The following is a 15,492-nucleotide window of genomic DNA, read 5'->3' on the forward strand; positions in this document are numbered from 1 at the left end:
TTGCCAGATTAACGGTGAGTTCAAAGGGCTGGGAGAGGGCTTCCCGGTGGGTAAAGTCGATCACCGCGATCTCATCCACGCCGGGCAGTGTGATGGTGAAGTGCAGTCCCGTGCTGAGCGCCATGCTCCCTCCTGGAATCATCAACTGTTAATGAGAAACAGTGATAATAACGAGCCAGGAGCCAAGCACAACCCCTTGAAGGCAGGTGTCAGCGATGTCTTACAACAATGTAAGCGATATCGTACAAAATTTTAAGAAATGGCTTACAGAAAAAGAGATTTTGGTTTGGTAAGGCGGGCGGTACATGGTTTGCGTTGCAATTCTGACCGTGCTAGTAAAAAACTTAGTTCTCTCAATGCATAGTCCGCACATTCAAATTGCGTAGCCCATAGAGGTAAGGGCTGACGAGTGTTGCACTCTAATTGCATGAATACCCCTGGATGCTCAACTTGTAGACGAGGCTAATCCGCCTTTCAGTTCTGGCACGGCAAAAGTACGTCATCACAAGTTCGGTATGCACTTATGACTTGATTCATTTATAGGAAAATAGTTTATGGTAGCTCCACGCTCACGCCGCCGCAGTAAAGGGGGAAGCCGCGAATGGTCTTTAGGAGAGATTGAGCTGCTTGAGCGCCACTTTCATGCGTTGACGATACGGGAGTTGCAGGCTCAATATCTACCCTATCGCACGATTGGGGCAGTGAGGAGGATGGCGAGTAAGCTGGGGTTAAAGAAGTACAAGACTAGTAGGCGTGAGTATGGTCAGCCGAAGTGGACAGAAGAGGAGTTGCGCTTGGTTATGCGCTACTTTTCTTCACTCAAGCTATCTGAAATACAGCGTCGTTTCCTACCCCATCGTAGTGTGTTGGCTATACGCCAGGCGGCAAATAAAGCTGGCTTAAGAAGGTTTGCGGTAAAGCCCTGGACTGACGAGGAACTGACGATTTTGCGCAACGAGTTCCCGGTGGGAGGGGCTAAGTGGGTTAATCAACGACTACCCCATCGTACCGTGGATGCTATCAAGGTGCGGAGTCGGGCTGAAGGACTTGTTTACGTTCCCCATGGTGAGGGAGAGTGGGGAGATCCCTGGAGCGCTGAAGAGCTTCACCTTTTAGAAACAAATCGTGATTTACCAGCCGAAGCGCTGTCCAAACTGTTTCCACATCGGAACAAGCGCGCGGTAATTAACAAGCGCTATAAATTGAAATGGAGTCCTGTCAAGCACTGGTCAGAAGCTGAGCTGGAGTGCTTGCGTCAGCACCTTGATACCCCACTTGATGAGTTATGCCAGCTATTCCCGAATCGGCCACGAGAGGGGGTCAGGCACAAACGCGATAGGTTGCGTTAGAAGGGGGATGTTGAACAAGCGATTGTCGTCGTGAGCTGTCATAAGCGATAGCAACAATGTATCTGTTGGCAGATATTAGAGAGAAAATTTTGTGATAAAGTCATTTGGATGGCAGGACTATTTCATCGCCTGCCAAACCAGGTTAATGCCCACCAGGAACATGGCGATGATCACTAAGCGGTAGAACAGCGCTTCATTGACACGGCTTTGCAGCCACAGGCCGTTGCGTACGCCGATCCAGGCAATGGGTACTAGCAACAGCGATGCCCAGGCACTGGTCATATTAACCTCGCCAAGCCATACATAGGGGCCAAGTTTGATGGTGTTGACCATAGCATATGTGACTGCGCAGGTAGCGATGAAGGTCTCTTTCGCCAGCTTGCGCGGCATCAGATACATATTCATCGGTGGCGCACCCGCATGGGCAATAAAGCTGGTAAACCCGCATACACTGGCGGCAGGCAGTGCCCAACGGGTAGAGATCGGTTTTTTAGCGACTGGTTTTAGTAGCATATAGGCGGCAAACATTACCGAGAGAATGCCCAGAACCAGCCGCACACCTTGTTCGCTCAGGCTGCCAAACAGCAGCGTACCCACAGTAACGCCAATAAACAGCCCTGGCACAAAGCGCCATACCTCCGCGCTTGAGTGTTTGCCCCACCACGCCTTCACTGCAAATACATCCATCACCAACAGGAGTGGCAATAACAGGCCCGCTGCCTGGGTAGGGCTAATCGCCAGCGCCATTAGCGGCACTGAGAGCGTGCCAAAACCACCCGCAAACCCGCCTTTCGAAATGCCGGTTAGATAAACGGAAAATATGATCAACAACCAGGCGATGGCGGAGTAATCAGGTAGCATGGAACATCCTTGGCAGCCAGAAGAGTCAAGAACCTAACGTGAAAACCCCGCTTTAGGCGGGGTTCAGCGCGTCGTACTGAAATATGGTACGGGATAAACATAGTACGGGATAAACATAGTACGGGGTAAACAGCGCACGGATAAATGTTAGCAGCCAAAGGGGGCGGTGTTTAGGCTTCCATAAGCCATTCGTGAGCAGGGTCGTTATGAAACTTCCATGCCCGCTTGGGGCCTGCCATGACATTTAGGTAATAGAGCGAATAACCGTGTGGCGCACCAACAGGGTGGTAGCCTTTAGGTACCAAAACACAGCAACCGTTCTCTACCGCCATGGTTTCATCAAGTGATCGGTCGTCGGTATAAACACGCTGAAATGCAAACCCTTGGCTGGGGTTAATGCGATGGTAATAGGTTTCTTCCAGCAGCGACTCATGGGGTAAGTTATCCACATCGTGTTTATGGGGCGGGTAGCTTGACCAGTTGCCCGCCGGTGTGAAGACCTCAACTACCAGCAAGCTATCCGCAGGTTCGGTTTCCGGCAGGATATCGTGAATATGGCGAGTGTTGGTGCCCTGCCCACGGGTACTTTGCTTGATATTGTCAGGCGTTATCAGCCTTGGGTCGTGATTGCCATGGCCAGGGGCGGCGCATACCGCCAGTTCAAGGTCGGTGGTTGCTTCCACGGCGTAGCTAACCCCATTGGGCAGATAAACCGCGTAAGGGGGAATCTGTTCAAAGATATCCATGCGCTGGCCGATATCTTCAAAGCGGTGCTCACCGCAGACTAGATTAGCGCGACCGGTAAGCAGCACGAGACAGACTTCTTGGTGCTCAGTATTGGCTTTCAGGCGCTCTCCCTTCACGAGTTGATGAACACGAAAACCAATATGCTCCCAGCCTGCAGAGGCTGGAGTGACGTTGATCACCGTACCCTGCTCGTCTGGGAGGGTGGGGTGTACTAGTAGAGACGTCATATTATCACTCCTTATTAACGGCATGGCTGCAGAGGTAGCAGTTAGCTGTTTAGGCATGAAAACAGGGGCTTGGGCGAGCACTTAGAGGGTGGTATCAAGCAAAATTTTCCGGCCTTCTTGCAGCGAACGCTCCGCTGCGTCGGCTAACCGTAATGCTTCTAACCCATCCTGGGCGCCCGCTAATGGAGGGCATTTCGTCTGCCACGCGTTCACAAAATCACTAATTTCAAGCCGGTAGGCGTCCGCATAGCGTTCCAGAAAAAAACACTTGGGCTTCTCTTCCACTTGGCCAGCCTCGCCGGTGAAGCGCAGCCGGGTATCGCTTTCATTCTGTGCCTGGAGCATGCCCTGACTGCCAAAGGCTTCAATACGCTGGTCGTAACCGTAACTGGCGCGTCGTGAGTTACTGATTTGACAAAGCTTTCCACTTGCTGTGGCGAGAGTGACCATGGCTGTATCTACGTCTCCCGCTTCACCAATCGCTGGGTCGATAAGACAGCTACCTGCGGCAAAGACACTTTCGATAGGCTCATTAAGCAGCCAGCGTGCCATGTCCAGATCATGAATCATCATGTCCCGGAACAGACCGCCGGAGTTTGCTACATACTCTGCCGGTGGTGGCGATGGGTCCCGGCTGATAATGGTCAGCGTTTCCAACACCCCGAGACGACCTTGAACAATGGCGTGTTTAAGCGCTGCAAATTGTGGGTCGTGGCGGCGATTAAACCCCAATGCACAGGTCACAGGGTGTTCACTGAGTACCTGCAGGGCATCCCGCGTTCGCGCTAGATCCAGCGCAATCGGCTTTTCGCACAAAATGGCTTTGCCTGCGCGAGCGGCGCGCTCCAGATATTCGGCGTGGGTAGGTGTGCTCGAAGCAATCAACACGGCGTCAATAGTGTCATCCGCGAAAATATTATCCACAGTAGTGGCATAGCTAGCGTACTGAATAGCCAGTGCTTCTGCGGCGGAATGGTGAAAATCGGCTATGGCAGCTAGCGTGACATCCGGGTGTGAATGAATGGCCTGGGCATGCACCTTGCCGATGCGCCCAGCGCCAATTAGCGCAAGTTTCATAAGCTCTCCTGTCTTGTTGTTAGTGTTGGCTTGGTGGTGATATTTACGCTTTACGCTGTTTACGGTGACCTTTATCGCGTGTTTTGTCCTGGCGCACTCCCAGCGCAATCGCCAGGGCCTGGGTCAAGCAGAGTGAAGCGGTCAAGCCGCGGAAACTTTTCACTTCGGCTTCATGAACCACAAAGACCACATCAGCGAAGTGGGCGAGTGGGCTGAGGTTAGAGTCTGTGATGACCACAATAGGCAAGCCGCGCTGTTTGGCGTCTTCGCAGGCCTGCTGGCTTTCTTCTGCATAGGGGGAAAAGCTAACGGTTAATAAAGCATCTTGTGGCCCCATCGCACGTAGCTGCTCGCCGTACATACCGCCTAATCCACTGATCAGCAAAGCGGGTTTGTCCACATGGGCCAGGGCATAGGTCATATAGCTGGCAACCACGAAGCTGCGCCGTGCCCCCATCACATGGATAGCATTGGCTTTTTCAAAAATATCCAGCGCTTTCTCCAGACTTGCCGGGTCAACGCGGCTAGGCAGTTGCTCCAGCACCGCGCGATTGGCATCAGCGAACTCCCACAATAACTGGGTACTGTCGGGAGTTTCCCCAGTGGCACTGCGCACCGCACGAATCCGCTCGGTGTAGTTGGGCAGTTCGTCTACCAAGCGGCTGCGAAACAGCTGCTGCATTTCGGAAAAACCCTTAAACCCCAGGCTATTAGCCAAACGAATCAGCGTGGAGGGGGTGACATCTGCCTGTTCGGCAATTTTTGCCACCGTGGCCAAGGCGACTTCCTGTGGATGATCAATCATAAAACGAGCGGTTTGCTGCAAGCGTTTGCTTAGCGTGGTGTACTCGGCGGTGATTAGCGTTTCCAACTCTCGGTAGCTTTGCGGCGGCTGCTGCATGGCAATACCTCTAATTTAAATATGGTCCACTGAACAACGTGGTGCTGGTATGCAGTTTAGTCATTTGAAATAAATATTCCATTTATACTAAAGTATAGAATAAATAGTTTGATAATTTTATGTTTTGGAATCTATATTTCATATCGCCAAGACGTTTAGTGTCTCTTCCTAACCAACAATGATAATTTTTTGAGGAATTATTTATGGCACGTCCTTCCAAAGGTTCTGCTCAAGGCCTTCCACAGCGAGCAGCAATATGGTTAACCGCCATAGTAACGACCAGTGTAATAAGTTCAGCCGCTTATGCTGAAAGCCAGCGGTTTGTAATGGTCACGCATGGTATTCCTTCTGATCCTTTTTGGTCGGTCGTTAAAAATGGCGCGGAAGCTGCTGCGGAAACGGTTGGCGCAACGCTTGAATACCGTGCGCCTTCTTCTTTCGATATGGCGCGTATGCAGCAACTGGTTCAAGCCGCAGTGGCTTCAAATCCTGATGGCCTAATCATCTCTTTTACCGATGAGGATGCCCTTGGTGGTGCGCTACAAAGCGCTGTCGATAATGGCATCCCTGTTATTACGATTAACTCAGGTGGCGATGCTGCAAGGCAATATGGAGCCAGCCTGCATATCGGCCAAAGTGAGTATGAAGCAGGTAGGCAGGCTGCCGAGCGAATGCAGGAGATGGGAGTAGAGAAGGGTCTTTGTATCAATCATGAGCAAGGCAACCAAGGTTTGGATCAGCGTTGTGACGGTTTTATTGACGGTTTCGATGGGAACGCAGAGCAGTTGGCGACGACGTACGACCCAGTCGAAATTCGCAATGCGGTAGTTGCTTATCTCAATCAAAACGATGATATCGAAGGTATTTTAACACTGGGTGCGCTGGCCGCAGACCCAATGATTCGTGCCATGCGCGACCAGGGCGCCATGGATATGTTCACTTTGGGTACTTTCGATTTATCACCAGGCATTCTTGAGGCACTGGAAGCGGGCGAGCTGGACTTTGCGATTGATCAACAGCAGTACTTACAGGGGTATCTACCCGTCATGTTGCTGGATCAGTTTGCCAGGAATGGCTTAATGCCCGCAGGCGATGTCGCTACTGGGCCAGGCTTTGTAACCCAAGAGAATGCAGCTCAGGTTATTGAGCTGAGTAGCCAGGGTATTCGTTAAGCCGTTCGGTCTAATAATAAAACAGGCTCGGCATACCGAGCCTAGGAGCTGACAGTTATGCAACCCAATCATTCTACCTCCACTGGTAATGCCTCCTCGGCGGAAAGTGTTGCACGGCAAGATGAGCGCTTAAGAGCCATACCCCTCTGGAAGAAAGCCTTGAGCAGGCCGGAGCTGGGTGCACTGGCCGGCACCGTGCTGGTACTGGCTTTTTTTATCGTGGCTGCCAGGGGAACTGGCATGTTTACGCCAGCGGGCATTGTCAACTTTCTGGAGGTGGCGGCTCAGTTGGGGATTATCGCTACAGCTGCTGCATTGTTAATGATTGGAGGGGAGTTTGATCTATCAATAGGTTCAATGATTGGGCTGGCGGGTATTTTGATCGCTATCCCAGTGGTGCAGTATGGATTTCCTTTATGGTCCGCTATTCTGGTTGCTCTTGCCTGTGCAGGCCTCGTTGGTTGGCTTAACGGTTATCTGGTAAATCGTACGGGGCTGCCTTCTTTCATCGTCACGCTGGGCTTTCTCTTTATTTTGCGTGGTATGGCCATTGGGATTAGTCGGTTACTCACCGGTCGCACTCAGATTGGCGGTATACATCACCATATAGAGGGAGACTGGCTGGCAATGCTGTTCTCTGGTGAGGTGGCTACTGGACTATTTAGCTGGATGGCTACCCATGGATGGATAGCAACTAACTTTGCTGGCAACCCTGTCGTAACAGGAATCCCCATCTCCATTGTTTGGTGGCTTGGGCTAACGGCTGTCGCCACATGGGTACTGTTATGTACACCCTATGGTAACTGGATTTATGCCAGTGGTGGCGATGCCAATGCTGCACGTAACTCGGGTGTGCCAGTACACCGTGTCAAAATTTCACTGTTCATGTTTACTGCCTTTTCGGCCACGATCTTTGCCTGTCTACAGGTGATGGATACCGGGTCGGCGGACACCATTCGAGGTCTTTTGAAAGAGTTGGAAGCGATTATTGCCGTGGTGATTGGCGGAGCGCTGCTAACGGGTGGTTATGGCTCAGCGATTGGTGCCGCGCTGGGCGCATTGATCTTCGGTTTGGTTCAAATGGGGATTTTCTATACCGGTGTTAATACTGACTGGTTCCAGGTCTTTCTCGGTTTAATGCTTTTGATTGCGGTGTTGTTTAACAACTTTATGCGCAAAAAAGTCATGGAGGCAAAATAACATGACTGCTCAAATGCCCATGATCGAAATGCGCAATGTTAGTAAGCACTTTGGCAGTGTAGTTGCCCTAAAAGACATCTCAATGAAGGTTTGCTCTGGTGAAGTAATGTGCCTTCTGGGCGATAACGGCGCCGGTAAATCAACGCTAATAAAAACCTTGTCCGGTGTACATCAGCCTACTCATGGGGAGATGCTTTTAGATGGTGAGCCAGTAAGGTTTAAGTCACCTGCTTATGCGTTAGATGCTGGTATTGCCACTGTTTTTCAAGACTTGGCAATGATTCCCTTAATGTCGATTACGCGTAACTTCTTTATGGGAAGAGAGCCTACTGTTGGTTGGGGGCCATTCAAGCGAATTAACTGGAAATACGCTGACCGTATTGCCAAACAAGAAATGGCTAAGATTGGAATTGACGTGCGCGACCCAGGCCAGCCGGTAGGTACCCTTTCAGGTGGCGAGCGGCAATGCGTGGCGATTGCACGTGCTGTTTATTTCGGCGCAAAGGTGCTCATTCTGGATGAGCCGACATCGGCATTAGGTGTTAAGCAGGCTTCTGTTGTTCTTCGCTATATCGCCAAAGCCAGGGCCGATGGCCTGGCGGTCATTTTTATCACCCACAACGTGCACCATGCCTATCCCGTCGCTGATGCCTTCACGTTGTTAAAACGTGGTGGCAGTTTGGGGTCGTTCCGCAAGGAAGATATCAGCCGTGAGGAAGTACTGAACATGATGGCAGGTGGGGCCGAGCTAGAAAGTCTCGATGCAGAACTGGCTGAGTTTCAGCGCAGTGACAACGAACGCAAAACGAGCAGGGTTTCAAAACCAACGGATGGTGATGTGGATGCCGATATGCCTAATGCACGACTGGCAGGCGGGTATTAGTTGGGGGTGATCCAAGCCATTAGTGATGACATCCAATACCCTCTTTCGCAGCCACGGCATATGACGTGGGGAGACGTTTATGTTGAATAATAATGGACAACACCAGCCGCTTGATCTGATTTGCCTGGGGCGCGTGGCAGTTGACCTCTACGCCGAGCAAATTGGTAGCCGTCTGGAAGATGTCGCCAGTTTTGCCAAGTACCTGGGGGGCAGCTCGGGCAATGTGGCCTATGGCACCGCACGGCTAGGATTGAAATCAGCGATGTTATCGCGGGTAGGCAACGAACAGATGGGCAACTTTGTACGTGAAGAGCTTGCGCGTGCAGGGGTAGATACCACGGCCCTTCAGAATGACCCTGAGCGTCATACCGGCCTTGTGCTGCTGGCCTTGAAAGACCGTGAAAGTTTTCCGCTGCTGTTTTACCGCCGCGACTGTGCCGATATGGCCATTGATGCTGATGCCATTGATCCTGACTTTATTAGCCGGGCGAAGGCGCTGGCTATTACCGGCACTCACCTTTCCACTGATACCACCCAGCGTGCGTGCCGCAAAGCGCTGGACGCCGCTGCGCACTATGGTGTCAAGCGAGTGCTGGATATCGACTACCGCCCGGTACTGTGGGGGCTGACCAACCCCGGAGATGGTGAAACCCGCTTTATCGCCGATGAAAAAGTGACCATGGATCTGCAGCGCTGGCTGCCCGATTTTGATCTGATTGTGGGTACCGAGGAGGAGTTCCATATAGCCGGGGGAAGCACAGATACCTTAACGGCCCTGAGGGCGGTGCGAGGGATAAGTGCAGCTACCCTGGTGTGCAAGCTGGGGCCACTTGGCTGCGTTGTGTTTGAAGAAGCCATTCCTGCGCGTATCGAAGAGGGTATTTTTGTCGGGGGCGTTCAGGTTGAGGTGCTCAATGTGTTGGGAGCCGGAGACGCCTTTATGAGCGGGCTACTGCGGGGCTGGTTACGTGGTGAATCCTGGAAAACCAGCGCCGCCTATGCCAACGCCTGTGGGGCGTTGGTGGTGTCCCGTCATGGCTGTGCTCCTGCCATGCCCACGGAAGATGAGTTATTTGATTACTTGGCACGTCGTGATGAAGTGACTCGTCCGGATATTGATCAACGCCTCAATCATTTACACCGAGTGACCACGCGGGTGCCCGCTGAGTGGCCGGAGGTACTGGGTCTGGCGTTTGATCACCGCCGACAGCTCACGGATATGGCCCGAGAGGAGCATGCGGATAACGCACGGTTACCTACGCTCAAGAAGTTATTGGTAACTGCCGCTGAAGAGGGCGCAAAACTGGGCGGCCTGTCGGCTCCCGCGATACTGGTGGATGACGTGCTCGGCCAGGAAGCGCTCAATCAAGCCAGCGGGCAAGGTTGGTGGGTTGGCCGACCGGTAGAGCTTCCAGGGTCACGTCCGTTGCGTTTTCAGCATGGGGATGACGTGGGTTCTTGTCTGCGTCATTGGCCCCGGGAACAGATTATTAAATGCTTGGTTTTCTACCATCCGGACGATGAAATTTCGTTACGCATCGAGCAAGAAGAGCGCCTTCGCCAGCTTTATCAAGCCGCTTGCAGACAAGGGTTGGAGCTATTAATTGAAGTCATTCCCCCCGCTGAGATGCCCAGCGACAGCACCACACTTTCCCGCAGTTTGCAGCGTCTTTATAACTTAGGCATTCGCCCCGATTGGTGGAAGCTACCCGCCATGCCAGATGCCACATGGCGGGCGGTGGGCGAGATTATCAAGCGTGAAGACCCTTACTGTCGAGGCGTGGTGCTACTTGGGTTGGATGCGCCCATGGAGGATATGAAAAAAGGTTTTACAGACGCGGCCAAACACTCGTGCTGTAAAGGCTTTACCGTGGGGCGCACCCTATTTTCCAGCGCAAGCCGTGACTGGCTGGCAGGCCGTATTGATGATGCCGGGTTAGTGCAGCGTGTTGCTCATAACTATGCCGAACTGATTGATACCTGGCGGCAGTTGAGAGACAGCCAGCGGCAAGCGGTAGTTCATACGGAGGAGGCGTGAGATGAATACGATTCGACTCACCATGGCCCAGGCACTGGTCAAATACCTTGCCGCACAGCGTATTGAGCTAGATGGTCAAGAACGGGATGGGCAAGAGGTGGCGCTCTTCGAAGGGGTATTTGCGATCTTTGGTCATGGCAATGTGGCGGGACTAGGAGAAGCGCTTTATCACGTTCAAGATACACTGCCGACCTTTCGCGCCCATAACGAACAGACCATGGCCCATGCAGCGATTGCCTTTGCCAAAGCCAATGGGCGCAAACGATTAATGGCTGCAACCAGCTCTATTGGCCCTGGGGCAGCCAATATGGTCACTGCCGCCGCGCTGGCCCATGCCAATCGTCTGCCCATCCTGTTGCTACCAGGGGATACCTTTGCCACCAGGGAGCCTGATCCGGTCCTGCAACAAGTGGAGCATTTTGGTGACCCTACCATTAGCGTCAATGACTGCTTTCGCCCGGTGTCGCGCTATTTTGACCGTATCAGTCGCCCTGAACAGTTGCTGATCAGCCTGCCTCAGGCCATCGCTACGCTGCTGGACCCAGAGCACTGTGGCCCTGCCACATTGGCGCTTCCTCAGGATGTACAGACCTTTGCCTACGACTATCCGCTTGCTTTCTTTGCGCCCAGGGTGCACCGCATTCGCCGTTTGCCACCGGATGCTTTTGAGCTACGCCAGGCGGTGGCTGCCTTGCAACATGCCAAACGTCCGCTGGTCATTGCCGGTGGCGGCGTGCATTACGCATCGGCCTGCGAGGCGTTAGCGGCATTTGCGCAAGTTCGTGGCATTCCGGTGGCTGAAACCCAGGCAGGCAAAGGGGCTCTGGCCGACAGCCACTCTTATGCGATGGGCGCGATTGGCGTTACCGGCAGCGCGGCTGCCAATCACTTGGCGGAACAGGCGGATGTCATTCTGGCGGTGGGAACACGGCTACAGGATTTTACCACCGGCTCCAGGGCACTGTTTGAAGGCAGCGATAAGGTGCTGATAGCGCTCAACGTTGGACGCTTCGACAGTGTGAAGCACCACGCGTTGCCGCTTACCTGTGATGCCTTGATAGGGCTTGAGCAACTCGATGCAGCGCTAGGCAAATGGCGCGGTAGCGATGAGTGGCGTGAACAGGCGAGAACGCTCAAGCATGAGTGGGCTGAAGTGGTGCGCAGCGTAACGCGCGATCAAGGGTTAGCGCTGCCGACGGATGCCCAGGTGATCGGCGCGGTCAATCGTCAGGCAGGTAGCGATACCACGGTGGTTTGTGCTGCCGGTGGCCTGCCGGGCGAGCTGCATAAATTGTGGCAATGTTCGGGGCCTGGCAGCTATCACGTGGAGTATGGATTCTCCTGCATGGGTTACGAGATTGCCGGTGGGCTGGGCGTGAAGATGGCTAAGCCCGAGCGGGAAGTGGTTGTAATGGTAGGGGATGGCAGCTATCTCATGCATAACTCTGAGTTGGCAACATCCGTCATGCTCGGCTACAAACTGGTGGTGGTCGTACTGGATAACCGTGGTTATGGCTGTATTAATCGCCTACAGCACGCCACAGGTGGTGCGGGATTCAATAATTTGCTGCAGGACTGCCGCAGCATCGACGCGGGTGCACCGAAAACCGATTTTGCCGCCCATGCCCAGTCGCTGGGCTGCCAAGCGGAATCGGTAACCGGTATTGCTGAGCTGGAACAAGCACTGATACGTGCCCGCAACGCCTCGTCGACCTATGTGATTGCCTTGGATACCGATCCACTGCCCAGCACTCAAGAGGGCGGCGCCTGGTGGGAAGTGGCTGTGCCTGAGGTTTCCAAACGAGAGCAGGTCAATGTCGCCTATCAGGGGTACCGCGAGGCAAAGCAACGCCAAGCCCACTAATCAGCCAAACAATAATAAGGAATGACGCTATGCCAACCGTAACGTTGGGCATTAATCCACTGACCTGGACCAACGATGATCTGCCCAGCCTGGGGGCCTCCACTCCGCTGGAAACCTGTTTGCAGGAGGGGCGCGAAGCGGGCTTTAGCGGCTTTGAGCTGGGCAACAAGTTTCCACGCACCCCCGATGCCCTGGAACAGGTGCTTAACACTTACGATCTGGCACTTGTTTCGGGCTGGTATTCCGCCCGATTGCTGGAGCGCAGCCCTGAGGAGGAGATCCGTGCCGTCCAAGGCCACCTGCACCTTCTCAAACAGTGTGGTGCTAAGGTCATGGTGTTTTGCGAAGTCACACACTGCGTGCATGGTGACCAGCAGCGACCGCTCTCTCAACGCCCGCACCTTTCCGAATCGGAGTGGCGCAGGCTGACCCACGGGCTTGATGTGGTGGGTGACTATTTAAAATCAGAAGGTATCCAGCTGGTTTACCACCATCATCTGGGTACCGTGATCGAACATCAGGCCGACATTGAGCGCTTGATGGAAAACACCGGAGAAGGGGTAGGCTTGCTGCTCGATTTTGGCCACTTGCGGGGTGCTGATGGCGACCCCTTGACGGTCGCTAAACGCTATAGCAAGCGTATTCACCACGTGCACTGCAAAGACCTACGCTTCCCCGTGCTGGAAGCGGTGCGTAACCGTGACAAGAGCTTTCTAAATGGTGTGTTGGACGGCCTGTTTACCGTGCCGGGCGATGGCAATGTAGACTTTCTGGCTACATTAACTCACCTCTGTGAGCAGGGTTACCAAGGCTGGCTGGTGGTTGAAGCCGAACAGGACCCCGAAGTGGCGCACCCGATGACCTATGCCCGTATGGGGTACCGCAACCTCCATCAACTTGCTGAGCAAGCGGGGTTTACCGTTGTCAGTGCTACCGCCACCGCTTAATGAGGAGTCTGTATGCAGACGTTATCTCACTATTTTAATGGTCAGCTTAACGGCCAACTGGCGGCCAGCCAAAAATCAACGCTATGCACCGGTTTACAACCCCGCTACCGGCCTGCTGAGTCCATTGGGATAATGACAATGAAAACCCTAACGACTGGCTTAATGCATAACCGCCTGATCGACGCGATTGAAGCGTCGGATCAGGCGAAGCAGTGGAGAGAGGTTTAGCGCTTACCCATTCCGGAACAGGAAGCTATAAGCATTTAACGCGGGAACACCACCGAGATGTGCATACAGTACCTTGGAGCCTGCCGGGAATTCACCGTTGCGCACCATATCGATCATGCCGTGCATGGATTTACCTTCGTAGACCGGGTCGGTGAGCACCCCTTCCAGACGGGCGCAGAGGCGAATGGCTTCCAGTGTGCCATCGTTGGGCAGCCCATATTCCGGGCCGCCATAGCGGGTATCCAGCACCACATCGTCATCGGCGATGCCGCCTTCCAGCTCCACCAGTTCAGCCGTATTGCGGGCAATGCGCAGGATTTGCTCGCGGGTTTGCTCGGGCTTGGCAGAAGCATCGATGCCGATGACTCGCTGGGCGCGGCCATCGGCGGCAAAGCCCACCACCATACCTGCCTGAGTGCTGCCGGTGACGGAACACACCACGATATAGTCAAACGTGAAACCGAGCTCTTTCTCCTGCTGGCGTACCTCTTCGGCAAAACCCACGAAGCCTAAACCGCCGTAAGGGTGCTCGGAGCAGCCTGCCGGAATGGGGAATGGCTTGCCGCCCTGCTGGCGCACATCCTCCATTGCCTGCTCCCAACTGGGGCGGATGCCGATATCGAACCCTGCCGCATCCAGTCGCACATCAGCACCCATAATGCGCGACATTTCGATATTACCCACCCGGTCATAGACCGCATCGGAGTAGTTAACCCAATTCTCCTGGACCAGCACGCACTTCATACCCAGGTGGGCCGCAACGGCGGCGACCTGACGGGTCTGGTTGGATTGAATACCGCCAATGGAAACCAGCGTATCGCAGCCCTGCTCCAGCGCTTCGGGAATCAGGTATTCCAGTTTACGTGTTTTGTTGCCGCCGAAGGCCAGGCCGCTATTGCAGTCTTCACGTTTGGCGTAAAGTTCCACTTCACCGCCTAAATGCTCGCTTAACCGTTTGAGGGGGGTAATGGGGGAGGGGCCAAAGGTAAGCGGATAACGTGGAAAGCGTTCGAGGTTCATAACTTGCTCCTACTTAAGGCATTGAAAGCGATATGGATAAGTCGCCTGGAGATGGATGGTGTAAGTAAGTTGGCGTGAAAAGTTGGCGTACTCCCTGCTGTTTATACTATGCGTTAAGCGGATTTTTTGTGTTGTGAAGTTATCGGTTTTTAAGCAATTAAAAGTGACAAAAGATGTTTTATTGGTTTATATATTTCGTATATTGAGTGAAGAGATAAATAATTGTGTGTGCAAAGCGAATGCACCCCCGCTTCGTTACCGATCCGTTGGGGGTTGAGCTGGATCGAATCGACAAACGTATTCTCAAGTTGCTCCAGGATGATGCCACACTCTCCAATGTGGCATTGGCGGAGCGCGTGAATCTCAGCCCCGCAGCGTGTTTGCGCCGGGTTGAAAAGCTGAAGCGGGATGGGGTGATCAGCAGGATTGTTGCTCACCTGGACCCTGAGCCATTGCAGGCGGGGATGGTGGTATTGATCGGCGTGGTGCTGGACCGTTCGACGCCGGAATCCTTTGCGGCTTTTGAGGCGGCGGCTCAAAAAGTATCCGGTTGCATGGAGTGCCATGTGGTGACCGGGGAGTTTGACTATTTCATGCTGGTGCGCACCAAAGACAGCCAAAGCTTCAACAAACTGCACGCCGAGCAGTTGCTCTACCTGCCCGGTGTGCGCCAGATTCGTTCGTTTATGGGGCTGCGGGAGGTGGTCTCGACCCATAAAGTGCCGATTTAATCCCGCGGAAAACGCGCCTCCAGCTCTGCCACCTGCGCAGGCGTCAGCCCACGCGGGTTCTCTCCCCGCAGCAGCAGGTAGAGCTTGGCGGTCTCTTCCAACTCTTCAGTGGCATACACCGCCGCTTCGAGATCTTTTCCCGCCACCACCGGCCCGTGGTTGGCCAACAGCACCGCACTGTGCTTGCCCGCCAGCCCCCGCACCGCCTCCCCCAGTGTGGGGTCGCCGGGGAGGTGGTAGGGCACCA

The 15,492-nt window shown here is 53.8% G+C and carries 15 protein-coding genes; 9 read left to right on the top strand and 6 right to left on the bottom strand.

The features are described 5' to 3' along the window. The first annotated feature begins 554 nt into the window (after positions 1-554). Complete coding sequence (locus HP566_RS17065; RefSeq protein WP_249978522.1) at positions 555-1,349, top strand: hypothetical protein; 795 nt, start codon at positions 555-557, stop codon at positions 1,347-1,349. 117 nt (positions 1,350-1,466) lie between these two features. On the opposite strand, the gene HP566_RS17070 is transcribed toward HP566_RS17065, so the two are convergent. The 4 genes from HP566_RS17070 to HP566_RS17085 all read right to left on the bottom strand — a co-directional run bounded on the left by HP566_RS17070 (position 1,467) and on the right by HP566_RS17085 (position 5,162). Beyond that, positions 1,467-2,210 (bottom strand): sulfite exporter TauE/SafE family protein, encoded by a 744-nt coding sequence (locus HP566_RS17070; RefSeq protein ID WP_249978523.1) that lies wholly within the window; start codon positions 2,208-2,210, stop codon positions 1,467-1,469. Between the two features lie 170 nt (positions 2,211-2,380). Further along, positions 2,381-3,184, bottom strand: coding sequence for a 5-deoxy-glucuronate isomerase (gene iolB / locus HP566_RS17075; protein WP_249978524.1), 804 nt, complete (start codon positions 3,182-3,184; stop codon positions 2,381-2,383). 81 nt (positions 3,185-3,265) lie between these two features. After that, positions 3,266-4,261 carry an inositol 2-dehydrogenase gene (gene iolG, locus HP566_RS17080; RefSeq protein ID WP_249978525.1) on the bottom strand — a complete coding sequence of 332 codons (996 nt, stop codon included), beginning with the start codon at positions 4,259-4,261 and terminating at the stop codon, positions 3,266-3,268. Positions 4,262-4,304: 43 nt separating this feature from the next. Continuing rightward, entirely contained in the window at positions 4,305-5,162 is an 858-nt protein-coding gene (locus HP566_RS17085) for a MurR/RpiR family transcriptional regulator (RefSeq protein WP_249978526.1), read from the bottom strand. A gap of 203 nt (positions 5,163-5,365) precedes the next feature. Here HP566_RS17085 and HP566_RS17090 point away from each other — a divergent pair, with 203 nt between their 5' ends. The 7 genes from HP566_RS17090 (at position 5,366) to HP566_RS17120 (ending at position 13,494) form a co-directional block, all read left to right on the top strand. Further along, positions 5,366-6,334 carry a sugar ABC transporter substrate-binding protein gene (locus HP566_RS17090; protein ID WP_249978527.1) on the top strand — a complete coding sequence of 323 codons (969 nt, stop codon included), beginning with the start codon at positions 5,366-5,368 and terminating at the stop codon, positions 6,332-6,334. Positions 6,335-6,391: 57 nt separating this feature from the next. Continuing rightward, entirely contained in the window at positions 6,392-7,534 is a 1,143-nt protein-coding gene (locus tag HP566_RS17095; RefSeq protein ID WP_249978528.1) for an ABC transporter permease, read from the top strand. 1 nt (position 7,535) lies between these two features. After that, on the top strand, positions 7,536-8,417 hold the full coding sequence (locus tag HP566_RS17100; RefSeq protein WP_249978529.1) for an ATP-binding cassette domain-containing protein: 882 nt from the start codon (positions 7,536-7,538) through the stop codon (positions 8,415-8,417). A gap of 79 nt (positions 8,418-8,496) precedes the next feature. Next, positions 8,497-10,455, top strand: a complete 1,959-nt coding sequence (locus HP566_RS17105; RefSeq protein ID WP_249978530.1) for a bifunctional 5-dehydro-2-deoxygluconokinase/5-dehydro-2-deoxyphosphogluconate aldolase — start codon at positions 8,497-8,499, stop codon at positions 10,453-10,455. Between the two features lies 1 nt (position 10,456). Beyond that, a complete protein-coding gene (gene iolD, locus HP566_RS17110; protein ID WP_249978531.1) occupies positions 10,457-12,319 on the top strand; it encodes a 3D-(3,5/4)-trihydroxycyclohexane-1,2-dione acylhydrolase (decyclizing) in 1,863 nt (620 codons plus the stop codon). A gap of 29 nt (positions 12,320-12,348) precedes the next feature. Then, on the top strand, positions 12,349-13,266 hold the full coding sequence (gene iolE / locus HP566_RS17115) for a myo-inosose-2 dehydratase (RefSeq protein ID WP_249978532.1): 918 nt from the start codon (positions 12,349-12,351) through the stop codon (positions 13,264-13,266). A 12-nt stretch (positions 13,267-13,278) separates the two neighbouring features. Next, a complete protein-coding gene (locus HP566_RS17120) occupies positions 13,279-13,494 on the top strand; it encodes a hypothetical protein (protein WP_249978533.1) in 216 nt (71 codons plus the stop codon). A 3-nt stretch (positions 13,495-13,497) separates the two neighbouring features. On the opposite strand, the gene HP566_RS17125 is transcribed toward HP566_RS17120, so the two are convergent. Next, complete coding sequence (locus HP566_RS17125; RefSeq protein ID WP_249978534.1) at positions 13,498-14,514, bottom strand: 1-aminocyclopropane-1-carboxylate deaminase; 1,017 nt, start codon at positions 14,512-14,514, stop codon at positions 13,498-13,500. A gap of 239 nt (positions 14,515-14,753) precedes the next feature. Here HP566_RS17125 and HP566_RS17130 point away from each other — a divergent pair, with 239 nt between their 5' ends. Beyond that, positions 14,754-15,245 (top strand): Lrp/AsnC family transcriptional regulator, encoded by a 492-nt coding sequence (locus tag HP566_RS17130; RefSeq protein ID WP_249978535.1) that lies wholly within the window; start codon positions 14,754-14,756, stop codon positions 15,243-15,245. Here HP566_RS17130 and HP566_RS17135 read toward each other — a convergent pair. Beyond that, the coding region (locus tag HP566_RS17135; RefSeq protein ID WP_249978536.1) for a class II aldolase/adducin family protein at positions 15,242-15,492 on the bottom strand (251 nt) is incomplete at its 5' end. The two genes, HP566_RS17130 and HP566_RS17135, sit on opposite strands and share 4 nt — an antisense overlap.

The organism is Vreelandella olivaria, assembly GCF_023507745.1.
GTDB lineage: Bacteria > Pseudomonadota > Gammaproteobacteria > Pseudomonadales > Halomonadaceae > Vreelandella > Vreelandella olivaria_A.